Here is a 24,749-nt window from a genome sequence, read left to right as displayed (position 1 = left end):
GGCTTGATTATCGACGGGTGCTGGGTCGCGTGCATCGCGCGGCATCACGCAGGACGGGCCCTTTAGTGGCTGCGCGCACTGCCCTGCGATGGCGTGCCGCCACGCCCGAACTGGTGCCAGGCCCGGCGCAGCTGCGTGTCGGAGCTGAAGCCCGCCATCAGCGCCGCCTGCGTCACGTTCTGGCCCGAGCGCAGCGCGGCCTCGGCGGTGGCCAGGCGGATGCGGCGCAGGTACTGCAGCGGGGCGATGCCCGCATGCTCCAGAAACAGCCGTGTCAGATGGCGTGGCGACGTGTGCGCCACCTCGGCCATCTGCGGCACGCTCCAGTCGGCCTGGGGCTGCTGGCCCACGGCGTCCTGCACGCGGTGCAGGGCCGGGTGCAGGTGGTTGCGGTGGTGCAGAAAGGGCGAAAACTCCGGGTCGTTGGGCCCCCGGCGCAGCGCCACCACCATGGCCTGCGCCACCTGGGCTGCCAGCGCGGGGCCGCAGGTGTCGGAGATGCGGTGCAAGAGCAGGTCGATGCCCGTGGTCACGCCCGCGCTGCTGTACACGGCGCCATCGGCCACAAATACGCGGTTGGCCACCACGTCGCAGCGCGGGTCCACGGCGGCCAGCTCGTCCAGGTGCTGGTGGTGCGTGGTGGCGCGGCGCCCCGTCAGCAGGCCGGCGTGGGCGGCCAGCACCGAGCCCGCGCACACGGTGATCAGCTCCAGCTGCCCCGCCACGGGCCGCAGCCCGCGCAGCCAGTGCAGCAGCGCGCGGGCCTCGTCGCCGTCCACCGCGATGTGTTGCCCGGCCAGGCCCACCAGCACCACCCAGGCGGGGCTGGGCAGGGTGGCGGGCAGCGGCTCCAGCCGGGTCAGCACGGCGCCGACCGACGAGACGGACTCGGGCGAGGGGCTCACAAAGTGCTGCACAAACCGCTCAGGCTGGCCTTGCTTGGCCAGGGTCTGGTTGGCGATGCGCAGCGCCTCGGCCGGGCCGGCCCAGTCCAGCACCAGGCTGCCCGGCAGTAGGGCGAAATAGACGTGGATGGGGGAAGGGACCGGGTTCTGCATCGATGGCTTTGAGTGGCTAAAAGCGTGTCATGGCTGAGGGTTCCAGGGCGTGTCCATCTGGCGGGCCGTACGCTCGGACAGCGCCGCGCCCAGCAGCCGGGTGACCAGGTGCAGGCTCATGTCGATGCCCGCGCTGATGCCAGCGGATGTGACCAGCGCGCCCCGGTCCACCCAGCGCAGATTCTCCAACACGTCGAGCGCGGGGTACTGCGTGCGCAGGTCGGCAATGTCCTCCCAGTGCGTGGTGGCCGGGCCTTCGGTCAGCACCCCGGCTGCGGCCAGGATGAAGGCCCCCGTGCACACCGAGGCCGTGATCTGCGCGGCCCCTGCCGCCTGGGCCACCCAGGCGCGGATGGCGGGGCAGGCGGCAGCGGCATCCACCACGCCGCCGGGCACGATCAGCACATCGGGTGCGGCGGCGCTGGCAAAGTCCGCATCGGGCAACACGCGCAGGCCCGCGCGGGCGCGCACCGGGTCCAGGCTGCGGGCCACACACTGCACCACGAACGGTGCGACGGCCTCCGGGTGTTGCCGCTGGTGCATGCGGCTGGCGGTGGTGAAGACCTCATAGGGCCCGCCCAGGTCCAGGGCCTCCACGTCATCGAACACCAGGATGGCGACCTGCAACGATTGAGCGCTCATGCGGCCGCCCGGTCCAGCGCCTGCTGCACGGTGCACAGCGTGGCAAAGCGGCCCTGCAGCACGGTGGCGGTGCGGGTCTTGATGTCGGCCGCTGCCAGCACCTGGCCGTCGGGCTGCACCATGTCCCAGGTCAGGGTGGCGTCGGTCACGTAGTCCACGTCCCAGCCCAGGTCGGATGCGTGGCGCGTGGTGGTTTCGCAGCACTGTTCGGTGCGGATGCCGCTGATGATGAGGCGCTGAATGCCATGGCGCGTGAGCCACACATCCAGCCCCGTGCCCACCAGCGCGCTGTGGCGCGACTTGGTGAAGGTGGCCGCCGCGTCGAAAGGCGCCAGGCCATCGAGCGCACGCACCTGACCGGACGCCTGCGAGAACGGGTTCTCGGCCACTTCGGGGCCGTCGCTGTGGAACACGCGCAGCACCGGGATGCCCTGGGCGACGCAACCGTCGATCAGCGCGTTCTGCGCCTGCAGGTAGGCGGGCAGGTCGCGTTCGGTGAAGAAGGGGCGGTGGCGGAAGGATTCCTGGACATCAATCACTATCAGACAGGTTTTCATGGAAGGCTCGCGGAGGCAGTGGTTGGGATGCGTTTATCTTCCGTGCGCAGCGAGCCGATGTCCGAACCGCCGAGGACAGGATTCGATCAATTTCAGCCATTAGCATTTTGCTGGCGAAGTGGGATGGCTGCCGCCGCTTGCCGGGTGGGGTGGCCTGGGTTGCCGCTGGAGGGTGTTTTAAGAAAAAAACAGCCTCAAGCGCTAGTGAATCATGCCCTAATAGCTATAAAAAAAGTAGCAATTCGCCAGGCATGGCAAGAAGCTGTTAAGGTGCCTAGGGTTTTCCCTGTGTTTTGAACATTGCCCGCACGCTCTCCTGCCTATGCCCCGCCGCTCCCGCCTGTTTTCCCTGTCGTCCCTGGCACGGGCCTACCAGCGCAATCTCAAGGCCTTTGCACGTGCGGCAGGGGCGGCCAGCAAGCCCGTGCGGGTCAAAGCGGTGTCAAAGCTGCGCGCTGCACCGCGCAAAAATGCGGTGGCCCCAGTGCCGCCCATCGCCCGTACGCCGCGCGCGGCCACCAAGCCGGTGCCGCTGCGGGGCGAGTGGATCTCTGGCGTGGCCCCGGGCCCGGCAGGGGCGCGGCGGTTCCATGCCTACGTGCCCAGCGGGCTGGCCCTGCGCCCGGACGAAAAGCTGCCGCTGCTGGTCATGCTGCACGGCTGCGGCCAGACGGGGCGGGACATTGCCGCCGTCTCGCGCATGAACCGGCTGGCGGCGCGACATCGGTTTGTGGTGCTGTACCCCGAGCAGGAGCGCGTGGCCAACGCCCAGGGCTGCTGGAACTGGTTTGAGCGCCGCAATGGCCGTGCCGAGGCCGAAGCCGCCACGCTGCTGGCTGCCGTGGACAAGGTGGCGCGCCGCCTGCCGGTGGACCTGGCGCGGGTGGCGGTGGCCGGGCTGTCGGCGGGCGCCAGCATGGCGGTGCTGATGGCGGCGCTGTTCCCTGACAGGTTCTGCGCCGTGGCCATGCATTCGGGCGTGGCGCCCGGCACGGCCGAATCGGCGGCCACCGCCCTGGCGGCCATGCATGGCCGCCGCGAAGCCCATCTGCCCGACCTTCCTGCGTCTAACGCTGCAGCCTCCCCGGCGCTGCCCGTCGGCGCCCCTGCGGCCTTGCCTCCGCTGCTGATCGTGCATGGCGATGCCGATGGCGTGGTGTCGGTGCGCAACGCGGCAGCCACCGCGCAGCTGTGGGCCGGTGCGCTAGGCGCGCGGGCGGGGGCTGTGCGTACCTTGCAGCGGGGCCAGCGCTACCCCATGCGGGTGACCGAGTTCAAGGCCCGGGGCCGCACCGTGGTGGCGCTGCGCGAGGTGGTCGGGCTGGCGCATGCCTGGAGTGGCGGCGCTGCCCAGCGGCCCTACAGCGACCCGGTCGGGCCAGATGCGTCTGCGCTCATCTGGGCCTTTGTGGCCCGACAATTCGGAAAATAAGCAAGAAAATGGCCGCAAGCGCTAGTGCGTATTGCGCTGGCTGCTATCAAAAAATGACTGATACAGCCTAGGGCTGCCTCCTGGGTACGGGGCGCAACCCCGGGGTCACACCAGCCGTGCGGCCACCAGTTCCTTCTTGAGGTAGGCATAGAACAGCGGCGCCGCCACCAGCCCCGCAGGGCCAAACACGGCCTCGGCCACGAACATCACACTCAGAAGCTCCCACACCCCCATCTGGGTGCGGCGGCCCACCACCTTGGCGTTGATCACATATTCAGCCTTGTGGATCAGGATCAAAAAACCCAGGCAGGCGGCGGCCGCGAGCGGCGACACCGAAAGCCCCACGATGGTGATCACCACGTTGCACACCAGATTGCCCACGATGGGCACCAGCCCGGCCACGAAGGTGAAGGTGATCAGCACTGGCGTGTAGGGCAGCTGCAGCCCCCAGATGGGCAGCACAAACAGCAGGAACAGGGCGGTGAGGAGGGTGTTGAACGCCGCGATCCAGAACTGCGCCGCCACGATCTGGCGGAACGCCTCGCCGAACAGCGTGATGCGCAGCTTGAGCTGCTGGGCCAGCGGGCCGCGCGCCAGCACGGGTGGGCGCACCGCAGCCAACGCGCCAATGAGCAGGCCCACATAGGCAAACAGCACACCGGCCAGCCAGGCCCGCCCCGCCATGGCCAGCGCACCGGCCTTGGCGCCCAGGTAGCTGGCAATGATGCGCTGGATGTCGGCCACACCCTCGGGCAGGTGGGCGGCCATGTCGGCGGGGAGCTTCAGGCGCAGCTCCAGCACCGTGCGGGCCATGTAGGTGAGCAGTTCTTGGTACTGCTGCGGTGCACTGACCAGGTAGCCGCGCGAATGGGTCAGGCCCAGTGCCAGCAGGGCCAGCGGCAGAAGCATCACCAGGCCTGCAGCGGTGACCTGTGCCACGCGCAGGCTGGTGGCGGACGGTGTGGCCTGGCGCTGAACGCGGCCCAGCCCTGCGGCAAACCAGCCCGTGAGCGCGCGGGTGAGCAAAAAGCCCAGGCACACGCACAGCAGCCCGGGCAGCAGGCCACGCCACATCACCAGCAGCAGTACAGCGGCCACCAGCAGGTAGCTGGCCACCACGATGCTCTGGTTCAGGGCGCGCGGCGGCAGGGTGGTGGGCGTGGGCTCAGTCTGCGCTGAGGGGGCGGGGGCTGGAGCGGGGCGCTGCGCCATGCGCGGTGAGGGGGCAGTGTTCCAGGCTGGGTATCAGGCCACCACCACGGCGGCGCCTTCGCCACGCGCTGCAATCGTGCCAATCGCGTAGACCAGCTCGCCGGCCGCACGCAGCGTGGCGGCCGTGGCTTCGGCGTGGGCCGCATCCACCACCACCACCATGCCGATGCCGTTGTTGAAGGTGCGGTTCATCTCGATGTCGTCGATGCCCGCCGTCTCCTGCAGCCATGCGAACAGCTCGGTCTGGGGCCAGCTGCCCTTCTTCAGGTGGGCGGCGGTACCGTCGGGAAGCACGCGGGGAATGTTTTCGAGCAGGCCGCCGCCGGTGATGTGGGCCAGGGCCTTGATGGGGTGGGTGGCCAGCGCGGCCAGCACGTTCTTCACATACAGGCGGGTGGGTTCCATGATGGCCTGCTTGAACGGCTTGCCGTCCAGCGTGGCGGGCACGGTGCCAGCGGCTTCGGCACGGTCAATGCACTTGCGCACCAGCGAAAAACCATTGGAGTGCACGCCAGCCGAGGCCAGGCCCAGCACCACGTCGCCGGGCTTCACGTCCTTGCCGGTCAGGATCTTGGATTTTTCGACCGCGCCTACGGCAAAGCCGGCCAGGTCGTATTCGCCCGCAGGGTACATGCCGGGCATTTCAGCGGTTTCGCCGCCGATCAGCGCGCAACCGGAGAGTTCGCAGCCCTTGGCAATGCCGCCGACCACGGCGGCGGCCGTGTCCACGTCCAGCTTGCCGCAGGCAAAGTAGTCCAGGAAGAACAGTGGCTCGGCGCCCTGCACCAGCACGTCATTCACGCTCATGGCCACCAGGTCGATGCCCACGGTGTCGTGCATGTTCCATTCAAACGCCAGCTTGAGCTTGGTGCCCACGCCATCGGTGCCGGAGACCAGCACGGGCTCCTGGTACCGCTTGGGCACTTCAAACAGTGCGCCAAAGCCGCCGATGCCCGCCAGCACGCCTTCGCGCATGGTCTTCTTGGCCAGCGGCTTGATGCGCTCGACCAGGGCGTCGCCCGCGTCGATGTCAACGCCGGCGTCTTTGTAGGAGATGGGGGTGGAGGGGGCAGAAGAGCTCATGGATGGTGTGGTGCTGGTAGGCCCGCCGGGCGGGCTGGAATCCGGGGATTTTAAGGGGCACGCCTCGGCGCCCTCACTCAGCCCTGTGTGGCAGGGGGCTTTGGCGTGCGGCCATGCCGGGTAGATTGCACCAGCACACCGGCCAGCGCGAGCGTGGCAAACAGGATTCCGGCCCCAAACGTGGCGCTGGCGCCCAGCCGGTCCCACAGTAGGCCCGCCAGGCCGCTGGCCACCAACAGCGCCACGCCGCTGACCAGGTTGAACATGCCAAACGCCGTGCCCCGCAGGTCGGCCGGTGCGGTGTCGGCCACCATCGTGGCCAGCAGCCCCTGTGTCATGGCCATGTGCAGGCCCCACAGCGCAATGCCCAGCCAGGCGGCGGCGCCCCGGTCGCTGAAGGCCAGCAGCGCATCGGCCGCGATCAGCACCACCAGCCCCCAGGCCAGCAGCGTGGTGTGGCGGGTGCTGTCTGCCAGCTTGCCCAGGGGGTAGGCGCCCAGCGCAAACACCACGTTCATCAGCACCAGCACCAGGGGCGTCCAGGCCAGCGGCAGGCCGCCCTGCTGCACGCGCAGCACCAGAAACGCCTCGCTGAAGCGGGCCAGCGTGAACACGGCGCCCAGCGCCACCACCCACCAGTAGGAGCCACCCAGGCGGCGCAGGTTCTCGCGGCGGATGGGGTTGGTGCGCATGGCGCTGGCGGCGCGCTCGGGCTCTTGAACGCCCACCAACAGCAGGGCCACACACAGGGCCGCCGGAATCACCGCCACCCAGAACACGGCGCGGAAGTCATTGGCCCACAGCAGCATCAGCCCCATGGCCAGTAAGGGGCCCAGAAAGGCGCCCACGGTGTCCAGCGACTGCCGCAGCCCGAATGCCGCGCCCCGCATGCCGGGCGGCGCCAGGTCGGCCACCAGCGCATCGCGCGGCGCGCCGCGGATGCCCTTGCCCACCCGGTCGATGAGGCGCGCGGTGACCACCCAGCCCACCGTGGGTGCGATGGCAAACAGCGGTTTGGACAGCGCACCGAGTCCGTAGCCCAGCACCGCCAGCGGCTTGCGCCGCCCCCACCAGTCGCTCAGTACACCCGAGAAAACTTTCAGAACCAGCGCCGTGGCCTCGGCCGCGCCCTCGATAAGGCCCACGGCGAGCATGCTGACCCCCAGCGAGGTGACCAGGAACACCGGCAGCAGGCTGTGGATCATCTCGGATGACACGTCCATCAGCAGGCTGACGAAGCCCAGTGCCCAGATGCTGGCGGGCAGGCGCTTGGCGGGGGTGGCGGGAGCTGTCATGGTGCGAGGCAGGCGAGGGTGGGGCCGAGCGGCGGCTCGGGGGGCTGGCAGCAGACTAAAATCGCGGCCATTGTCGCCCAGCCCCTGCCAGGGAGCCGGTCGGTGACCACGCGCCGTACGCCACTTTGTCGCCGCGCCTGGCCGGAGTCATCGACGGCCCGGTGCCTTCCCACCCACTTGTGATGCCGCTGCTGACCCTCTTCCTGACCGCCGTTTCCGCACCTTCTGCCACGGTTCAGCCTGCGCTGTGCGGGTGCCGCGCATGACGATGAAGCAACTGGCGCTGGACATCGGCCTGGCCACCGGGCCCACTCTGGAGCGTTTTTTTGCCGGGCCCAACGAGGCCGCGCTGCAGCACCTGCGCCTGGCCGCCGGGGCGGGCAGCAGCGAAACCACACGGTCGCCTGTGCCCACCTACCTGTGGGGCGAACCGGGCAGCGGCAAGACCCATTTGCTGCAGGCCGTGCGCCAGGCCCTGCGCGAGCAGGGCTCCAGCGTGGGCTGGCTGGACCCCACGGTGGGCGAGCCGCCAGACTTTGACGAGCGCTGGGCCGCCGTTGTCATGGACGACGTGCATCTGTACGACACCGCCCAGCAGGCCACCGCCTTCAACTGGTTTGTCAACGCCATCAGCCCCGCCAGCGGCAGCCAGCGCTGGGTGCTGGCGGCGGGCGACCTGCCCCCCGCCGACCTGCCGCTGCGCGACGACCTGCGCAGCCGTCTGGGCTGGGGCCATGTGTTCCAGCTGCAACTGCTGGGCGAGGCCGAGCGCCGCGCCGTGCTGCGCCAGGAGGCCGACGCGCGCGGCGTGTTCCTGGGCGACGAAGTCATGGACTACATGCTCAACCGCTTTTCGCGCGACCTGGGCAGCCTGATGCAGTTGCTGGACCAGCTCGACGCGTTTGCCCTGCGCACCCAGCGCGCCATCACGATTCCGCTGCTCAAGACAATGCTCGAGTCGGAATAAAAAATGAGGGACAACCCCCTGAGCGGCTGCGCCGCTTCCCCCTTCTCTCGCTGTGCTGCGCACCGCGGGAAGGAGGACGCCGCCAGCGCGGCGGGGCGGCCCTTGCGCGGCGGCCGCTGGGTTTGGGCAGCGACAGTTTTTGCAACCGCTCGCGCAGCGCAACTTATTGAATGATTGAAATGCAAAGAAGCCGCCTTCGCTTGGCGCTGTTTGACCTGGACCACACGCTGCTGCCGCTCGACTCCGATTACGAGTGGGGCGAGTTCACCATCCGCATCGGCTGGAACGACCCGGTGGAGTTCGCGCGCCGCAACGACGAGTTCTATGCCCACTACCAGGCCGGCACGCTCGACGTGCACGACTACGTGCGCTTTGCCACCGAGGCCGTGCGCCTGCGCGGGCCCGAGGCCGCAGCAGCGGCGCACCAGCAGTTCATGCGCGAGGTCATCACCCCCGCCATCAAGCCCCAGGCGCTCGACCTGATCCGCCAGCACCAAGCGGCGGGTGACGAGGTGCTGATCGTCACCGCCACCAACGAGTTCGTGACCACCCCCATCGCCCAGGCCCTGGGCGTGCCGCAGCTCCTGGCCGTGCAACTGGTGCGTGATGCCAGCGGCTGGTACACCGGCGAGATCGACGGCATCCCCACCATGCGCGAAGGCAAGGTGCGCCGCATGGAACAATGGCTGGCCGAGCGGCAGCTCAGCTGGGCCGACGTGGAGAGCACGTTCTACAGCGACTCCATGAACGACGTGCCCCTGCTGGAGAAGGTGAACCACCCGGTCGCCACCAACCCCGACCCGCGCCTGCGCGCCCTGGCCCAGGAGCGCGGCTGGCGCATACTGGACCTGTTCTCGGCACCCTCCGCCGAGCCCGCCAGCCAGACGGCCTCCTGACCCCTGCGCGCGCAGCCTCCTGAACCCTCCCTACCCATGATCAAGAAGTTCATCGACAAACTGCTGGGCAAATCGACGCCCGGCACCGCGGGCGGCAAGCCCCATTTCGGCAAGCGCGAAGAGGTGCCTGCCAGCGTGCATGGCATCAACCCCGAACTGGTGGACCGCCGCGCGGCCGAGGTGGTGCAGACGCTCAAGGACGCGGGCTTCGAGGCCTACATCGTGGGCGGTGCCGTGCGCGACCTGCTGCTGGGCCTGCGCCCCAAGGACTTTGATGTGGCCACCAATGCCACACCCGAGCAGGTCAAGGGACTGTTCCGCCGCGCCTTCATCATCGGCAAGCGCTTTCGAATCGTGCACGTGGTGCATGGCCGGGGCCGCGAGCACGAGGTGATCGAGGTCTCCACCTTCCGCGCCTACCTCGACAACAGCGCCGCAGGCCAGGTCAGCGGCAACGAAAAGACCTCCAAAGCGCAACTGGCGGGCATGCAGCACGCCGTGGACGCCAGCGGCCGCGTGCTGCGCGACAACGTCTGGGGCCCGCAGGACGAGGACGCCACGCGCCGCGACTTCACCGTCAACGCCATGTACTACGACCCGGTGAGCCAGATCGTGGTGGACTACCACAAGGGCATCCAGGACGCGAAGAAGAAGATGCTGCGCATGATTGGCGACCCCGCCACGCGCTACCGCGAAGACCCGGTGCGCATCATCCGCGCCGTGCGTTTTGCCGCCAAGCTCAGCCCGCTGGGCTTCACCATCGACGCCAAGTCGGCCGCCCCCCTGGTGCAGTCGCAGTCCCTGTTGGCCGAGGTGCCCCAAAGCCGCATGTTTGACGAAATGCTCAAGCTGCTGCAAACCGGCCACGCCATCGCCACCATCGAGCAGCTCAAGAAGCTGGGCATGGCCAAGGGCATCTACCCGCTGCTGGACGTGGCCGTGGAGCGCGCTGACACACCGTTTGTGAAAGCCGCCCTGGTGGACACCGACCGCCGCGTGAACGAAGGCAAGCCCGTGGCCCCCAGCTTCTTGCTGGCCTGCGTGCTGTGGGAAGACGTGCGCAACGGTTGGCAGGAGCGCCTGAACCAGCGCCAGCACCCGTTGCCCGCATTGCAAGAGGCCATCGACGAAGTGTTCGACAAGCGCATCGGCGACGTGTCGGGCCGGGGCAAGCTGGCCGCCGACATGCGCGAGATCTGGGTCATGCAGCCGCGCTTTGAAAAGCGCGTGGGCAACACGCCGTTCGGCATGGTCATGCAGCCACGTTTCCGTGCCGGGTTCGACTTCATGCGCCTGCGCGCCGATGTGGGCGAGGTCGAAGAAGCATTGGCCGAGTGGTGGCAGGACTTCCAGGCGGCCGACGACGAGCGCCGCGACGACCTGATGGACCAGGCCAAGGAAGAACAGCGGGCCCGCCAGAAGGCGCAGCAGCCAGTCGTCAAGCGCGTGCCTCGCAATGCACCCGTGGCGGCCCCGCGTGCTGCGGGCCCTGCGGGGGATGCGGAGGTGTCGGAAGAGGGCGCGGAATTTGCCACCGAAGGCAGCGCCCCCAGAAAGCGCCGCCGCCGCCGCCGTAAACCCGGTGGTGGTGCGGGTGGTGGTGAAGGCGCTGCGCCTGCCACTGCAGGCGAGTGAGTGATTCAGTGAGTCTGCGGGATGCGGGTGCACAGCCCACCCTGGTCTACGTAGGCCTGGGCGCCAACCTGGGCGAGCGCGAAGCCGCCCTGCGCAAGGCCCTGGCCACCCTGGGCCAATACCCCGGCACCCGCGTGCTGCGGGTGTCGCCACTCTATGGCAGCGCTCCCGTGGATGCCGGTGGGCCCGACTACCTGAACGCCGTGGCCGAAGTGGCCACCACCCTCACCCCCGAGGCCCTGCTGCAGGCGCTGCAGGCCATCGAACAGTCCGCCGGGCGCGAGCGCCCCTACCGCAATGCACCCCGCACGCTGGACCTGGACATCCTGTGGTTTGGCGACCAGGTGATCGACACCCCCACCCTCACCGTGCCCCACCCCCGCATGGCCGAACGCGCATTTGTGCTGCGCCCCCTGGCCGACCTGGTGCCTGAGCGCGTGGCCGCAGAAGCCCTGCAGGCGGTGACCACGCAGAGCATCTACCCGCTGGCCGACGGGCGCTGGGCCGAGGGTGTGGTGGGTGGTAATTGCTCCTGAATCAGGAGCTGCTTGCGCTTGATGGACGGGCGCAAGAGGCCAAAAAAGCTTAAAAACCTGCTTGCCCTGCGCCGGGCTTACCCATACCGGGTGATGCGGGTGATGCCCCACACCAGCGCCACCGTGGAGCCGGCTCCGCCGGGCCACGGGTGGCGTCTCCCCGGTTGGAAGACGCGCAGCGGCTCAGGGGGTCAATCCACCTTCGCGCCCGACGCCTTCACCACCTGCTGGTACTTGGCGCGTTCGCTGGCCATGAAGCTGTCGAACTGCTGCGGCGTGGTGGCAACGGGTTCGGCCAGCAGGGCGGCAAAACGGGTCTTGGTCTCGGGCGCATTCAGCGCTGCCACGAAGGCCTTGTTCAGCTTGTCGATGATGGGCTTGGGCGTGGCGGCGGGTGCCACCAGGCCCCACCAGGTGTCGATGGAAAAGCCCTTGAAAGTTGCAGACAGCGGCGGCACGCCCGGCAGCGAGGCCGAGGCGTCGAGCGAGGTCACGGCCAGGGCCTTGAGCTTGCCCGCACGGATATTGGGTGCAGCGGCGGCCAGGTTATCGATGTTGAAGTCCACTTCGCCCGCCAGCAGCGCGAGCTGGGCCGGGTTGGCGCCTCGGTAGGGGATGTGCAGGGCATAGATGCCCGCGCGCTGTTTGAACATTTCGCCCGCCAGGTGGCCCGCGCTGCCGTTGCCGCCGCTGCCGTAGTTGAGCTTGGCGGGGTTGGCCTTGGCGTAGGCGATCAGGTCGGCCACGGTGTGGATCTTGAGTTGCTCGGCCTTGGCGGCGTTCATGACCAGCACGTTGGGCACACGCACCATCTGCGTGATGCCTGCAAAGTCCTTGCCCGCGTCATACGGCATGCGCGCATAGAGCCAGGGGTTGACCGCATGGGTGGCGGTGGCGGCGATGCCGATGGTCAGCCCGTCAGGTGCGGCCTTGGCAATGGCGTCGGCGCCGATGTTGCCGCCTGCGCCGCCCTTGTTGTCGATGATCACCGTGCCCAGCGAATCGCGCACGCGCTCGGCCAGCGCACGGGCCGTCACGTCAATGGGGCCGCCGGGAGCGTAGGGCACGATCAGGCGGATGGGCTGGCCCGTGTCCTGCGCCGAAGCGATGGTGGGAGAAAACACCGTTGCGGCGGCAACGGCGCTGGCGAGGAGGATGTTTCTGCGGTTCATGGGTGCCATTGTGCAAAAAATTCGTAAGAAAGCTTATGAAGCCCTGAGGGGGTGATGGTCAGGCGGTGACGCTTATGCCGTACGAGGCGCGCTGAGGGCCACGCCCAAGTCTTCCACCAGCATGCCCAGCTCGTGCGACGAACGGATGTCCAGCTTCAGGAAGATGGCGGACCGGTGCGTGTCCACGGTGCGTGGGTCAATGGGGCGCTCCGGGTCACGCTGCGCCAGTGCGCGGGCCACTTCCTTGCTGCTGAGGCCGGTGCCCAGCAGTTGGGCCACCTCTTGCTGGCGCGGGCTCAGGGCGTTCCAGCGCTCGCGCAGTTGCTGCTGCCGTTGCGTCTGCCGTGCCTCCGCTTGCGATAGCGCGGAGGCTTTTTCGACGGCGGCCAGCAAGGTGGCTTCGTTGCAGGGCTTTTCGAGCCAGTCCACCGCCCCTTGCTTGACGGCTGCGACGGCGGAGGACAGCTCGCCATGGGCCGAGAGGAACACGGTCTTGAGCGCGCTGTGGCGCAGGCCGAGTTCGTGGAACACCTGCAGCCCGCTCAGGCCCTCCATGCGCAGGTCCAGCAGCACGCAGCCGGGGTGGTCCAGCGCGGCCTCTGCCAGGAAGGACTCGCCGCCGCCAAAAGTGCGCACCGTGTGCCCGCGCGCCAGCAGCAGGGCCGCCAGCGATTGGCGCACGCCTTCGTCGTCGTCCACGATGTAGACCACGGTGTCATCGGACGACTCGGCGGCGGTGGGGAGGGTGTCGTGGGTCATGGTGCGTCGGCATTCTCATGTGTTCTCAGAGACGTTGGCGAGCGGCAGGCGGATTTCGAAAATGGCGCCACCGCCCTCGCGGTTGCGGGCCTGCAGCTGGCCGCCCATGCTTTCGATGATGGAGCGGCAGATGTTGAGGCCCAGGCCGAGACCGTCGGAACGGGTGGTGAAAAAAGGCTCGAACAGGCGCTCTGCGATGCCGGGCGGCAGGCCCGGGCCCCGGTCGAGCACCTGCACCAGCGCGTGGCCCGGGTCTGCGGCCAAACGCAGCCGCAGTTCGTGCCCTTCGGGCGGGGGCTCGTGCGTCTGCATGGCCTGCAGGGCGTTCAGGCCCAGGTTGATCACCACCTGTTCGAGCAGCACGCGGTCGGCATGCACCTGCAAAGGGGCTGCGGCCTGCTCGACGCGCACCGCAATCCCCTGGCGCCGGGCCTCGGCGCGCAGCAGCAGCTCCAGCGACTGCTCCACGATGGCCGACAGGTCGCAGGGCTCGCGGCTTTCAGGGTGCTGGCGCACCCAGCGGCGGATGCGGCCCACGATGTCGGCTGCCCGGAGCGCCTGGGCCGACAGGGCTTCGAGGCTGTCGTTCAGTGGCCCGGTCTTGCCCTGGGCGGCCAGCGCGCGTGCAGCCGCCGCGTAGTTGACCAGGGCCGCGAGCGGCTGGTTCAGTTCGTGCGCCAGGGTGGAGGCCATCTCGCCCACCGTGATCACGCGCTGCACCCGCTGCAGCTGGGTTTCGCGCTGCTGCTGCTGTTCCTCGGCCCGCTTTTGCGCGGTGATGTTGACCACCGAGCTCATCCAGCCGATGTGCTGGCCGCTGCCGTCGATGAGGCGCGTGGTGTAGAACATGGTGTAAACGTCCGACCCGTCGCGGTGCCGCAGGCGGTTCTCCCGCCCCTGGGGAAACGCGTTGCCAGCCAGGACGGTGTCGCTGTCGTTCCAGTGCCGGTCGAGGTCGTCGGGGTGCCAGTAGGGGTAGGGCGGCAGCTGGCCTATGAGTTCGTCAGCCCGGTAGCCCACCATGTCGCACATGGCGGCGTTGACGTAGACGATGCGGCCTTCGAGGTCGCGCGCGCGCATGCCCACCAGCAGCGAGTCTTCCATCGACTGGCGAAACGCCTGGGCTTGCTGTAGTGCGTGGGTGCGTTCCTGCACGCGCTGCTCCAGTTCGATGCGAGCCAGTCGGGTCTCTGCCAGCCGCCGCTCGCGCAGTTGCCAGTAGAGCGCGCCCAGCACCAGCAGGCCCGAAGCCAGCGTGGCCAGCGCCCAGGCTTGCTGCCGTGCCAGGGCCACCACGCGGCTGTCGGCGGTGACGGTGAGGGTCCAACCCAGATCGGGCAGCTTTTCCTCAAAGGCCAGATACCGCTTGCCACTAGGGCCATCCAGGCGCAATTCGGCACCGGGCGAGTCGTCCTGGGGGCGCAGGGTCCAGGGCACGGCGCGCGGGGCCCAGCCCGTGCCGTACTGTTCGTTGTGCTGCAGCTGCTGTACCAGCGGCGCGGGCAGGGGGCGGCTGGTGCGGTAGAGCCAGCCGGGCACGGAGCCCAGAAACACAATACCCTGCTCGTCCGTCACGAACACCGGGTCACGCAGCTGGGCCCAGGGGTCGGAGATGGGCTCCATGCGCACCTTGACCGCTACCACGCCAATCACCCGGCCCGCTTCGACCACAGGGGCGGAGACAAACAGGCCGGGCTCGCCCGTGGTTTTGCCCACGCCATAAAAGCGGCCTGTCTGGCCCGCGAGGGCATCGCGAAAGTATGGGCGGTTGCCGTAGTTCTGGTGGACGAAGCTGTTGGGGGTGTCCCAGTTGCTGGACGCGAGCGTGAGGCCCTGCGGGTCCATCACGTACAGCATGTCGGAGCCCGCGTGCTGGTTCACCGCTTGCAGGTAGGCGTTGGCAGCGTCCCGCACGGCCTGTGATGCGGGCCGCTGCAGTAGCTGCCGCACCAGCGGGTGCTGCGCGGCCGTGAAGGGCAGGTAGTTGTACCGCGTGGCCACGCCGCGCAGCGCCAGGGCTTGTACCTCGCCCAAGCGGCGCAGGTTGTCCCACTGGGCATCGCGTTCGCTTTGCTCGGCCCATTCGCCTGCGCCCCACACCAGCAGCGCCGCCAGGCACAGCAGCGTGGCAATAAAGCCCGCGCGCCGGGCCTGGGGCCAGCGCTGCGGCGCGCCCTGCGGGGTGGGCTGGGCGGGCGCTGGGCGCACGGTCAGTGGGGTGGCTGGTGCCGTGGGGTGGTTAGGTCAGCCGCCGTGCTTGTCGGCTTCCGAGGTGAAGGCGTCGGCAAAGAATTCCTCGGGCGGCAGGCCGCGCTGGGCGCTATAGGCATCGCGGGCGGATTCGACCACGATGGGGGCCCCGCAGGCATAGACCTGGTGGCCCGAGAGGTCTGCAAAATCATCCAGCACCGCCTGGTGCACAAAGCCGGTGCGGCCCCTCCAGCCGTCCTCGGGCAGCGCATCGGAAATGACCGGAACGTAGCGCAGCCACGGTAGCTCTGCCACTCGGGCCTGCACCCAGTCGTCCAGATACAGGTCGCCCGGGCGACGGCCGCCCCAGTACAACACGGTGGGGCGGCTGATGCCCTTGAACTGCAGGTGCTCGATCAGTGCCTTGATGGGGGCAAAGCCTGTGCCGGACGCCAGCAACACGATGGGCTTGTCTGAGTCTTCGCGCAGGAAGAAGCTGCCGAACGGGCCCTCGACACGCAGGATTTCCTTCTCTTTCATCGCGCCGAATACATGGTCGGTGAACTTGCCGCCCGGCATGTGGCGGATGTGCAGTTCCACGCCCGGCGCTTCGGCCTGGGTGTGCGGCGCGTTGGCCATCGAGTAGGCCCTGCGCGCACCGTCGCGCAGGATGAATTCAATGTACTGGCCCGCGTGGTAGCGGAAGGTGTCTGCCGCAGGCAACTGCAGGCGCACCTGCATCACGTCGTGCGACTTCTTTTCGAGCGAGGCCACACGCACGGGCATCTTTTTGATGGGGTAGGCACTTTCGTCGGTGACCTGGCGTGATTCGAGCACCACGTCGGACAGCGGCTGCGCGCAGCAGGTCAGCACCAGGCCTGCGGCTTCTTCGTCGGCCGAGAGGGCCTTGGACTGGTGGGCGCCGTGCTGCACGGTGCCGCTGATTTTTTTGCATTTGCACGAGCCGCAGGCGCCGTCCTTGCAGCCATAGGGCAGGCCCACGCCGCTGCGGATGGCGGCGGCCAGGATGGCTTCGCCCGCATTGGCACTGAAAGCGCGGCCGCTGGGCTGCACGGTGATCTGGAAAACGGACTCAGCACTGGTCATGGAGTGGGTATCCTCAGGGGCTCTTGTAGTCAACGGACGGTCCCGATTTTGCCTTCAAACCAAAACCCCCTCGGCGCCCTGCCAGCCCGCTTTCGCCGCGAACGCCTGCTGATCGTGGGGTGTGGTGATGTAGGTCAACGGGTGCTGCGCAATTTGCAGACCGGCCCCGGTGCTGGCCGCATGCAGGTGCTGGCACTGACCTCCAGCGCAGGGCGGGTGGCGGGACTGCGCGCACAGGGCGCCCGGCCGCTGGTGGGCAATCTGGACGATGCGGCGACGTTGCGCAGGTTGTCGGGCCTGGCCACCCGTGTACTGCATCTGGCGCCGCCGCCGGGGGAGGGCGCAGGGGGTGATGTCTGGTGGCGCGACCCGCGCACCGTGGCGCTGACCCGCGCGCTGCGGCTGCGCAGCCTGCCAGCGTCATTGACGTATGCGTCCACCAGCGGCGTGTATGGCGACTGCCAGGGCACCCTGGTGCCGGAGACGCGGACCGTGGCCCCTGGCACACCGCGCGCCCAGCGCCGAGTGAATGCCGAGCGCGCCGTGCGCCACCTGGGCCGTGCCGGCGTGCGGGCCACGGTGCTGCGCATTCCGGGCATCTATGCGCCTGACCGGGAGGGGGGCACCCCGGAGGCGCGCTTGCGCCGGGGCACGCCCGTGCTGGTGGCCGAGGACGATGTGTTCACCAACCACATCCACGCCGATGATCTGGCCCGCGCCTGCATGGCGGCGGTGTGGAAGGGACGGCCGCAGCGCGCCTACAACGTGAGTGACTCCACCCACATGAAGATGGGCGACTACTTTGACCTGGCAGCGGACCTGTATGGTCTGCCGCGCCCCCCGCGTGTGCCACGCAGCACGGCGCAGGAGCAACTGTCGCTGATGCTGTTGAGCTTCATGAGCGAATCGCGCCGGCTGGACAACCAGCGCATGCTGCGCGAGTTGGGGCTGCGGTTGCGTTACCCCAGCGTGGCCGAAGGGCTACGGGCCTGAGCAGCCGCGCAATAACTTCGAAGGTTGCTTAATCCGCCTGCAACGGGCGCCCAATCAGCGGGGGTAGCTGTTGCCCTGAGCGTCGTAGCAGCGGAACACGTTGCACTGCGTGAATTTTTTGGGGGCTGGTGTGGGCGGCGGTGGCTGCACGGGCGTTGGCCGCACCGGGTAGTACGGTGGGGGAACGACCACCACGGGTGCCGTGGTGTTGGACCGGGGGCGGGATTTCTCCACCTCTGCATAGCCCTGGGGGCCCAGGCAGTCCAGGTCGACCTGGCGCTGTGCCGCCTCCACCCGCAGGTTTTGTTCATAGCCGCCACCCGTGGCGCTGCTCAGTACCACATCCAGGTTCCGCCGCGAGCGAGCGCATTCCGGAGAGCGCGCATAGTCGATCGTCTTGGCCGGGGCCGCGTGGTCACGCGGTGCGTTACGCCGTGATTCGGCGTCCGCAGCCGTTGCTTCGGCCTGCAGCCGCTGCTGTTTGCGGGCCAGCGCTTCGGCTGCTTCTTCGCGCTCCTGCTGGATCTCTTGTGGGGTCTTGCGGGCCTCCACCTCGCGCTCGGTGGCGCCGCTGGCGCACTTGCCGTCGGTGTAGGTGACCTTGCCCGTGGCGGCATCGGTGCAGCGTATCACTTGCGCCTGGGCTCCCAAGGGAGCCCAAGCACCCATGAAGACCGCGCACAGACCGGTGACGAGGATGTGTTTGCGTGGCTTCATGGTGATGAAAAAAGGTGACTGAGACAGCGGGGTCAGCGACAGGCCGTCAAGGCTTTTCCTGGCTGTTGGACTGCTGGCGCGAGCGCCAGTCGTACGGGCTCGGGGTATAGCTGTCAGGCGCCAGACGGCCGGGGCGATTCTCGCGGTTACGGCGGTCTTCGGCGGCGCGGCGGTCCCGTTCGGCCTGCTCGCGGCGGGCTTGGTCTTGCTCACGGGCGCGGCGGTCGGCTTCGCGCGCTTGCTGGTCGCGCCGCTCACGTTCGCGGGCGGCCCGGTCGCGTTCGGCGCGATCCCGCTCACGTTCCCTTTCGCGCCAGTCACCGCGGTTGCGGTCGTTGTCCCAGCGGTTGTCGTCGCGGTCACGTCCGCCGTAGTACACAGCGGGCGGTGGGGCCGAATAGATCACGCCGGGCGCGCGGTACACGGGCGGAGCCTGGTACACCGGCTGCGGCGCGCTGTAGATATAGCCGGGCTGCTCGTACACAGGGTAGCGTGGAGCGTCGTAGTACGGGTCGCCGGGCACGGTGGCGCACCCTGTCACCAGGGCCCCCAGAACCGTGGCCGAAAGGATGCGTGTGATGGTGTAGGTCATGGTGTTCAGACTCCGGCCGGAATGGCGCGTTCCGCCCCGTCCGTAAAGCCCATGAAAAGCGCTCCGGTGGAACGTTACAAATTTCAGGAGCCTGGCACAGGGGTGCCAACCACTTTAGCGCGTGGGGCGGGCGTTTGGTTGACCCGCCGTAAGCACAGGTGCAGAGAAAGGCTGTAACAACCCGTGAAGGCAGGCGCGCCCTGCCAATAGGTACCAACAAAAATGATAGCTACCGAGGCATATTCAATCGGCGCTACGAGCTAACTGGACGCGGTGTGGCATCCTTCAAAACACGACGGCCCCGCAGGGCCGTCGTGATGGCGGGATGGGCCGCCGGTTTACTTGGGGAGCACGCGGCGGATGGTTTCTGCCAGGTCTTCCGCCACGAACTTGGCCACGTAGCCATCAGCCCCGACGCTGCGCACATGGTCTTCGTTGGCCGAGCCCGACAGCGAGGAGTGGATGACCACCGGCAGGCCGTGAAAGCGGGCGTCCTGCTTGATGTTGCGCGTCAGCGTGAAGCCATCCATCTCGGGCATTTCCAGGTCGGTCAGCACCATGGCCACGCGGTCCAGCACGGTCTTGCCTTCGGCCTCGGCACTTTTGGCGATGGCGTTGAGCCGGTCCCAGGCCTCTTTGCCGGACTTGACCATTTCATAGGGTGCGTTGAGCACCTTGAGTTCTTGCTCGATGAGCGAGCGGGCGACAAACGAGTCATCGGCCGCCAGGATGATGCAGCCGGGCTTGAGTTTGAGCTTGGCACCCACCTTTTCCTCAGTGACCTCATGACCGTCAGAAGGCGAGATCATCTGCAGGATCGCCTCCACGTCCAGCACCTGCGCCAGGCGGGACTCGTCGGTGTTGCCATCCAGGCGGGCGATGCTGGTCACCAACTTGCCAGCTGCGCCGCTGGTCTCTGCCGAGAGTACCTGCTTCCAGTCCAGGCGCACGATGTCTTCCACCGACTCCACCGCAAACGCCTGGGTGGTGCGCGCGTACTCTGTTACCAGCATGATGTTCAGGCCCGTTTGGGGCTTGCAGCCGACGATGGAGGGCAGGTCCAGCACCGGAATCACCTGTCCGCGCAAGTTGACCACCCCCAGCGAATGGGCCGTGGTGCCCGCAATCGGCGTGATGCTGGGCATGGCCACGATCTCGCGGATCTTGAAGACGTTGATGCCGAACAGCTCGGACTTGCCCAAGGCGCTGTCGATGCCCAGGCGGAACAGCAACAGCTCGAACTTGTTGGTGCTGGTGAGGTTGGTCCGCTCGTCGATGTCCTGCTGGATGGCTTTCATTTTCGATCCTTCGCGCAAAGATACGCGTGTTTACAAATTCTAGAAGTAGACGTTGCGACTGTCCGCAATTTTTGCACCCGCTGTGAACATTCCCTTGGTAGGGCGTGCCCCATTAGGGTTTGCATAGGCTTCGCGTCGCGCTCATCGTTGCTTGCGCGCACCGTGCTGTTCGGAGCCGCTGACAATTGTCTGGCAATTTATCATATTTATCAAAATAATCAATATTTTGATGTGACTTTTCCTCTGAGGCGGGCTCAGAGCAGTGAAGTCGACCTGAGCGCCACCGGGTTCGCAGGGGCACCGAAGTGGAGCACGGTGGGGAACGGGTCGTAGAAGTGGTGCAAAAGACGCTTCCACTCCTGGTACTGGGGCGACTGGCGAAAGCCCACCTCATGGTCTTCGAGGGTGGCCCAACGCACCAGCAACACGTAGTCCTGCGGGCGTTCCACGCAGTGAGCGAGCTCGTGAGCCAGATAGCCGGGCATGGAGGCAATGATGGTCTGCGCTTGGGCAAACGCCTGTTCAAAGGCTGCGTTTTGCCCCGTACGGACGGTCAGATGAGCGATTTCCAGGATCATGGTGTGGGGATGGATGGCTATACCCCTTTTTACCCCAGTGCCCGGTATTCCCGGGCAAGCTTCATGCAACTGCGGTGTAAACCAGGGCGCGCGCCATTGCTGCGGCTTGGTCAGCGCAGCCTTATTGTGAGATTCCTGGCAGCCGGCGCAAGTAGATCTCCAGCGCTGCAATCGCCTGTCGCACTTTGGCGGGCTGGGCATCGCGCTGGGGCGTGACGGCCCAGATATCCAGCGTGCCAAACGACCACTCCGGTAGCAGCCGCACCAGCCGGCCGGACTGCAGCGCATCGTGCGAATCCATGCTGCCCAGCAGCGCCAGCCCCAGCCCGGCTTCGCACATCTGCTGGATCGAGAGCTGGTTGTTGCTGGCAATGCGCGGCTCCACGCGCAGCGCGCGGGGCTCGCCGGTGGGGCTGCGCAGGTCGATGAGCAGCCCACCCCCCTCCCGCGCAAAGCCCAGCCAGCTGTGGGACAGCAGCGCGTCCGGGTGCTGGGGCATGCCATGTGCGGCCACCCAGTCGGGCGACGCGCACAGGTACCAGTGCATGCCCCCCAGGCGCCGCGCGGCCCAGGTCGAATCTGCCAGGCGCCCGTAGCGCACCGCCAGATCGATGCGGGCGTTGATGAGGTCGATGGTGGAGTCGTCCACCAGCAGCCGCAGGCGCAGCGCCGGGTGCGCGGCCAGCAGTTCTCCCAGGGCGGGCGCAATGTGCCGCGCAAAACCTACGGTGGCCGACATCCGCAACTCGCCGCTCGGCGCATCGCGCGAGGCCGCCAGTTCGGCCCGCGCCTGCTCCGCCGCCGCCCACATGGCTGCGCAGCGCGCGTGGTAACGCTGGCCCGCCTCGGTCAGCGCCAGCTTGCGTGTGGAGCGGTGCAGCAGCGTCACGCCGCCATCGCTTTCGAGCTTGCGCACCTGCTGGCTCACGGCCGAAGTGCTCATGCCCAGGGCGCGCGCGGCGCCGCTCATCGAGCCGTGTTGCACCACAGCGGTAAACACGGCCATGCGTTTGAGGTCTTCCATCAGGGGCGGCGGGTGTGTGTGGAGTTGATTGTGAAGCAGGGCTTCAAAGAAAAGGCTGTTTTAGCCCTCTACCGCGTGCTTTGACAAGCTCCTATTCTCACTGCATCGCAACTTTGACCCCAAGGACACCGTATGAACATCGCCCTGATTGGCGCCACCGGCTTTGTCGGCTCGGCCGTGCTGAACGAACTGCTGCAACGCGGTCACCGCGTGACCGTGCTGGCCCGCAACCCGGCCAAGCTCACGGCCCGCGAAGGCCTCACGGTGGTCGCCGCCGACGCGCAGGACGCCACCCAGGTGGCCAAGGCGGTCGCTGGCCACGACGCCGTGGTCAGCGCCTACAACCCTGGCTGGACGGTGCTAGACATCCACGACCAGTTCCTCAAGGGCACGCGCGCCATCATCGACGGCACCAAGGCCGCCGGTGTGCGTCGCTTTCTGATGGTGGGCGGCGCAGGCAGCCTGTTTGTGGCGCCCGGCGTGCAGCTGGTGGACACCCCTCAGTTCCCTGCGGAATGGAAACAGGGCGCCCTGGCCGCGCGCGAGGCGCTGAACTGGATCCGCACTGAAAACACGCTGGACTGGACCTTCCTCTCGCCCCCCATCCTGCTGCAGCCCGGCGAGCGCACCGGTCACTACCGCCTGGGCGACGAGGCCCCGCTGATGAACGGCGACCAGCCCGGCAGCATCAGCGTGGCCGACCTGGCCGTGGCGATGGTGGACGAGCTGGAAACGCCGCGCCATGTGCAGAAACGGTTCACGGTGGCGAACTGATTGCTTCCGATAGACAGCAAAAAGGCAGCGTCCGGTAGGCGCTGCCTTTTTGTTTGTGGATCAGAAAAAGGCCGCCAGATCGATCATCGTGTGGCCCAGCACCACAGGCCACAGCGTTCTCCAGAGCAGGAACCATCTGCACATCACCAAGTGGGAAAAGAAGGCAGCAATCACGATGTGCCTGCCGTGTTCCCAGTGCGCCAGCGCAAAGATGGCCGATACAGCAAGTGTGAAGTGCCGTTCTGATGGGTGTTGGCGCGCATTCATGTACCAGAGCCATGGCAGCCCGATGAAGAAGATGCTCTCCACCAGCCCGGCGCTCACCGCTGCGTAGATTTGCACCGCCGTACCGGGCAGGCCCTGGGGGAAAAACTGCGCCCATTCGAAGCTGCCGAGCGATGGGCCCAGCACCCGCCAAGACAGGTTCCGCGCCACCAGAAAAACCAGCCCAGCGGTGATGAACACCGCCAGCCCCCGCGCTGCGAGGGGCCAAGGGCTCTTTCTCGTTAGGGCAAGTCCGTAGTGTTGGGGGCGCAGCGCTGCTCGGTGGGCCAGCAGTCCAAGCAAGGTGGTGGGAAGTACAAGCCACTGAAACCCATCGGCCACCCAAAAGAGCGACATCCCCATGTGCCCTAGGGCTGGCAGATAGAGTCCGTTGAGTTGCCAGACTACAAGGACCGGGACCAGGGCCCAGGCAACGAGCGCCCGCTGACGGGTGTCTATCGCAATTGGCCGTTTGAATGTGGTGGTCAAGCGCCTCTCCGGGATCAGGTTTGGTGGTGATCCCGTTCAGGCGTCATAGAAAACATGACCGTAGCGGGAAAGGTTCATCCTCCCCCTGAATGACGGACTCAGTCGCAGCGCCACACTCTTTGGCGTGAAATAGTCCGCAGCACGCTTCCTGGATCCAGCCGGGAGACGCACTGGTCCAGTGCCTTTCACCCGATAAACCACCGCATCGGCACCAGCACGAGGGACGGGAACAGCACCATCAAGAACATCACCGCAAACTGCGCCACCATGAACGGGATGACGCCCCGCGTGACGTCGTCCATGCGCATCTTGCCCACGCCCGCCACCACGTTCAGCACGGTGCCGACCGGCGGGGTGATGAGCCCGATGGCGTTGTTGATGATGAACAGCACGCCGAAGTAGACCGGGTCGATGCCCGCAGCCTTCACCACCGGCATCAGCACTGGGGTCAGGATCAGGATGGTGGGCGTCATGTCCATCGCGGTGCCCACGGCCATCACCAGCACCATGATGGCGATGAGCAGCAGCGTGGGGTGTTCCATCAGCGGCTTGAGCAGGCCCACCAGTTGGCGCGGGATGTCTGCCACGGTGATGAGCCAGGCGCTGACCATGGCGGCGGCCACCAGGAACATGATCACGGCCGTGGTCTTGGCGGCGCTGATGAACACATCGGTCAGCTGGCGCCAGTGCAGCTCGCGGTAGACCAGCGTGGCCACGAACAGGGCGTAAACCGCAGCCACCGCCGCCGCCTCGGTGGGCGTGAACACGCCCATCTTCAAGCCCACAATCACGATGACGGGCAGGAAAAGCGCCCAGGTCGATTCCTTGAGCGCCTGCAGCTTCTCGGTCGTGGAGGCCTTGGGTGGCGGCGTGACGTTCTCGCGCTGCGACACCCAGTACCAGGTGACCGCAATCGCCAGCCCCATCAGCAGCCCCGGGACGATGCCCGCCAGAAACAGCTTGCTGATCGACACGTTGGCCGCCACGCCAAACACCACGAAGCCGATGGAAGGCGGAATGACCGGCGCGATGATGCCGGCCGAGGCAATCAGCCCGCCCGCGCGCGCCTTGTCGTGCCCCGCCTTCACCATCATGGGCAGCAGCAGGGCTGCCAGCGCTGCCGTGTCGGCCACGGCAGAGCCCGACAGCGCCGCCAGCATGCAGGCCGCGAGGATGGCCACAAAGCCCAGCCCGCCGCGCTTGTGCCCCACCAGCGTGAGCGCGAGCTTGACGATGCGCTGCGACAGCCCACCCACGTTCATGATTTCGCCCGCCAACATGAAGAAGGGCACCGCCAGCAGCGGAAAGCTGTCGGCGCCGTTGATCACGTTTTGCGCCAGGATCTGTGCGTCAAACAGGTCCAGGTGCCACATCAGCGCGACGCCGGACACCAACAGAGCATAGGCAATCGGCACGCCGATGGCCATGGCGGCCAGCAGGGAGCCGAGGAAGATGAAAACGGTCATGGAAGAGCGCTCC

The 24,749-nt window shown here is 67.4% G+C and carries 24 protein-coding genes; 7 read left to right on the top strand and 17 right to left on the bottom strand.

The window, feature by feature from the left end; genetic code table 11:
• Positions 1-62: 62 nt before the first annotated feature.
• The 3 genes from DNK89_RS10430 to DNK89_RS10420 are packed head-to-tail and all read right to left on the bottom strand — an operon-like array spanning position 63 to position 2,257.
• Positions 63-1,058 carry a GlxA family transcriptional regulator gene (locus DNK89_RS10430; protein WP_110960038.1) on the bottom strand — a complete coding sequence of 332 codons (996 nt, stop codon included), beginning with the start codon at positions 1,056-1,058 and terminating at the stop codon, positions 63-65.
• 27 nt (positions 1,059-1,085) lie between these two features.
• Positions 1,086-1,700: a DJ-1/PfpI family protein gene (locus DNK89_RS10425; RefSeq protein ID WP_110960037.1), complete on the bottom strand. Its 615-nt coding sequence runs from the start codon at positions 1,698-1,700 to the stop codon at positions 1,086-1,088.
• Complete coding sequence (locus DNK89_RS10420; RefSeq protein ID WP_110960036.1) at positions 1,697-2,257, bottom strand: isochorismatase family protein; 561 nt, start codon at positions 2,255-2,257, stop codon at positions 1,697-1,699. Before DNK89_RS10420 ends, DNK89_RS10425 begins: the two co-directional genes overlap by 4 nt.
• Positions 2,258-2,579: 322 nt before the next feature.
• On the opposite strand from DNK89_RS10420, the gene DNK89_RS10415 reads away from it, so the two are divergent.
• Positions 2,580-3,689 carry a PHB depolymerase family esterase gene (locus tag DNK89_RS10415; RefSeq protein WP_110960035.1) on the top strand — a complete coding sequence of 370 codons (1,110 nt, stop codon included), beginning with the start codon at positions 2,580-2,582 and terminating at the stop codon, positions 3,687-3,689.
• A 105-nt stretch (positions 3,690-3,794) separates the two neighbouring features.
• Here DNK89_RS10415 and DNK89_RS10410 read toward each other — a convergent pair whose 3' ends face one another.
• The 3 genes from DNK89_RS10410 to DNK89_RS10400 all read right to left on the bottom strand — a co-directional run bounded on the left by DNK89_RS10410 (position 3,795) and on the right by DNK89_RS10400 (position 7,279).
• Positions 3,795-4,901, bottom strand: coding sequence for an AI-2E family transporter (locus tag DNK89_RS10410; protein ID WP_238990777.1), 1,107 nt, complete (start codon positions 4,899-4,901; stop codon positions 3,795-3,797).
• A 33-nt stretch (positions 4,902-4,934) separates the two neighbouring features.
• Positions 4,935-5,984: a phosphoribosylformylglycinamidine cyclo-ligase gene (gene purM, locus DNK89_RS10405; RefSeq protein WP_110960034.1), complete on the bottom strand. Its 1,050-nt coding sequence runs from the start codon at positions 5,982-5,984 to the stop codon at positions 4,935-4,937.
• 77 nt (positions 5,985-6,061) lie between these two features.
• Positions 6,062-7,279: an MFS transporter gene (locus DNK89_RS10400; protein ID WP_110960033.1), complete on the bottom strand. Its 1,218-nt coding sequence runs from the start codon at positions 7,277-7,279 to the stop codon at positions 6,062-6,064.
• Between the two features lie 268 nt (positions 7,280-7,547).
• Between DNK89_RS10400 and hda the strand changes: the two genes are divergently transcribed.
• The 4 genes from hda to folK all read left to right on the top strand — a co-directional run bounded on the left by hda (position 7,548) and on the right by folK (position 11,313).
• Positions 7,548-8,246, top strand: a complete 699-nt coding sequence (gene hda / locus DNK89_RS10395; protein ID WP_015015370.1) for a DnaA regulatory inactivator Hda — start codon at positions 7,548-7,550, stop codon at positions 8,244-8,246.
• A 179-nt stretch (positions 8,247-8,425) separates the two neighbouring features.
• Positions 8,426-9,142, top strand: a complete 717-nt coding sequence (locus DNK89_RS10390) for an HAD family phosphatase (protein WP_238990776.1) — start codon at positions 8,426-8,428, stop codon at positions 9,140-9,142.
• A 36-nt stretch (positions 9,143-9,178) separates the two neighbouring features.
• Positions 9,179-10,777: a polynucleotide adenylyltransferase PcnB gene (pcnB, locus tag DNK89_RS10385; protein ID WP_110960031.1), complete on the top strand. Its 1,599-nt coding sequence runs from the start codon at positions 9,179-9,181 to the stop codon at positions 10,775-10,777.
• 8 nt (positions 10,778-10,785) lie between these two features.
• Complete coding sequence (gene folK, locus DNK89_RS10380; protein ID WP_110960030.1) at positions 10,786-11,313, top strand: 2-amino-4-hydroxy-6-hydroxymethyldihydropteridine diphosphokinase; 528 nt, start codon at positions 10,786-10,788, stop codon at positions 11,311-11,313.
• A gap of 191 nt (positions 11,314-11,504) precedes the next feature.
• Here folK and DNK89_RS10375 read toward each other — a convergent pair whose 3' ends face one another.
• From DNK89_RS10375 to DNK89_RS10360, 4 genes are all read right to left on the bottom strand, one after another.
• On the bottom strand, positions 11,505-12,485 hold the full coding sequence (locus tag DNK89_RS10375; protein ID WP_110960029.1) for a tripartite tricarboxylate transporter substrate binding protein: 981 nt from the start codon (positions 12,483-12,485) through the stop codon (positions 11,505-11,507).
• Positions 12,486-12,557: 72 nt separating this feature from the next.
• Positions 12,558-13,244, bottom strand: coding sequence for a response regulator transcription factor (locus DNK89_RS10370; protein ID WP_110960028.1), 687 nt, complete (start codon positions 13,242-13,244; stop codon positions 12,558-12,560).
• Positions 13,245-13,259: 15 nt separating this feature from the next.
• Positions 13,260-15,452, bottom strand: a complete 2,193-nt coding sequence (locus DNK89_RS10365; protein ID WP_238990775.1) for an ATP-binding protein — start codon at positions 15,450-15,452, stop codon at positions 13,260-13,262.
• Positions 15,453-15,488: 36 nt separating this feature from the next.
• Positions 15,489-16,541, bottom strand: a complete 1,053-nt coding sequence (locus DNK89_RS10360) for a CDP-6-deoxy-delta-3,4-glucoseen reductase (RefSeq protein ID WP_110960027.1) — start codon at positions 16,539-16,541, stop codon at positions 15,489-15,491.
• Positions 16,542-16,589: 48 nt separating this feature from the next.
• Between DNK89_RS10360 and DNK89_RS10355 the strand changes: the two genes are divergently transcribed.
• Positions 16,590-17,534 carry an SDR family oxidoreductase gene (locus DNK89_RS10355; protein WP_110960026.1) on the top strand — a complete coding sequence of 315 codons (945 nt, stop codon included), beginning with the start codon at positions 16,590-16,592 and terminating at the stop codon, positions 17,532-17,534.
• Between the two features lie 54 nt (positions 17,535-17,588).
• Here DNK89_RS10355 and DNK89_RS10350 read toward each other — a convergent pair whose 3' ends face one another.
• The 5 genes from DNK89_RS10350 to DNK89_RS10330 form a co-directional block, all read right to left on the bottom strand.
• Positions 17,589-18,251, bottom strand: coding sequence for a DUF4124 domain-containing protein (locus DNK89_RS10350; RefSeq protein ID WP_110960025.1), 663 nt, complete (start codon positions 18,249-18,251; stop codon positions 17,589-17,591).
• 46 nt (positions 18,252-18,297) lie between these two features.
• Complete coding sequence (locus DNK89_RS10345) at positions 18,298-18,843, bottom strand: hypothetical protein (protein ID WP_015015360.1); 546 nt, start codon at positions 18,841-18,843, stop codon at positions 18,298-18,300.
• A 338-nt stretch (positions 18,844-19,181) separates the two neighbouring features.
• On the bottom strand, positions 19,182-20,141 hold the full coding sequence (locus DNK89_RS10340) for a chemotaxis protein (protein WP_015015359.1): 960 nt from the start codon (positions 20,139-20,141) through the stop codon (positions 19,182-19,184).
• A gap of 254 nt (positions 20,142-20,395) precedes the next feature.
• The gene (locus DNK89_RS10335; protein ID WP_110960024.1) at positions 20,396-20,719 is read right to left on the bottom strand and encodes an antibiotic biosynthesis monooxygenase; all 324 of its coding nucleotides are present in this window, start codon (positions 20,717-20,719) and stop codon (positions 20,396-20,398) included.
• 121 nt (positions 20,720-20,840) lie between these two features.
• On the bottom strand, positions 20,841-21,743 hold the full coding sequence (locus DNK89_RS10330) for a LysR family transcriptional regulator (RefSeq protein ID WP_110960023.1): 903 nt from the start codon (positions 21,741-21,743) through the stop codon (positions 20,841-20,843).
• Positions 21,744-21,875: 132 nt separating this feature from the next.
• Between DNK89_RS10330 and DNK89_RS10325 the strand changes: the two genes are divergently transcribed.
• Positions 21,876-22,517 carry an NAD(P)-dependent oxidoreductase gene (locus tag DNK89_RS10325; protein WP_110960022.1) on the top strand — a complete coding sequence of 214 codons (642 nt, stop codon included), beginning with the start codon at positions 21,876-21,878 and terminating at the stop codon, positions 22,515-22,517.
• Between the two features lie 60 nt (positions 22,518-22,577).
• Here DNK89_RS10325 and DNK89_RS24255 read toward each other — a convergent pair whose 3' ends face one another.
• Positions 22,578-23,270: a type II CAAX prenyl endopeptidase Rce1 family protein gene (locus DNK89_RS24255; protein WP_153064278.1), complete on the bottom strand. Its 693-nt coding sequence runs from the start codon at positions 23,268-23,270 to the stop codon at positions 22,578-22,580.
• 185 nt (positions 23,271-23,455) lie between these two features.
• Positions 23,456-24,736: a TRAP transporter large permease subunit gene (locus DNK89_RS10315; protein WP_110960020.1), complete on the bottom strand. Its 1,281-nt coding sequence runs from the start codon at positions 24,734-24,736 to the stop codon at positions 23,456-23,458.
• Positions 24,737-24,749: the final 13 nt, after the last annotated feature.

The organism is Acidovorax sp. ST3, from assembly GCF_003231145.1.
Taxonomy (GTDB): domain Bacteria; phylum Pseudomonadota; class Gammaproteobacteria; order Burkholderiales; family Burkholderiaceae_C; genus Acidovorax.
This window is presented reverse-complemented; position numbering and strand designations above follow the sequence as displayed.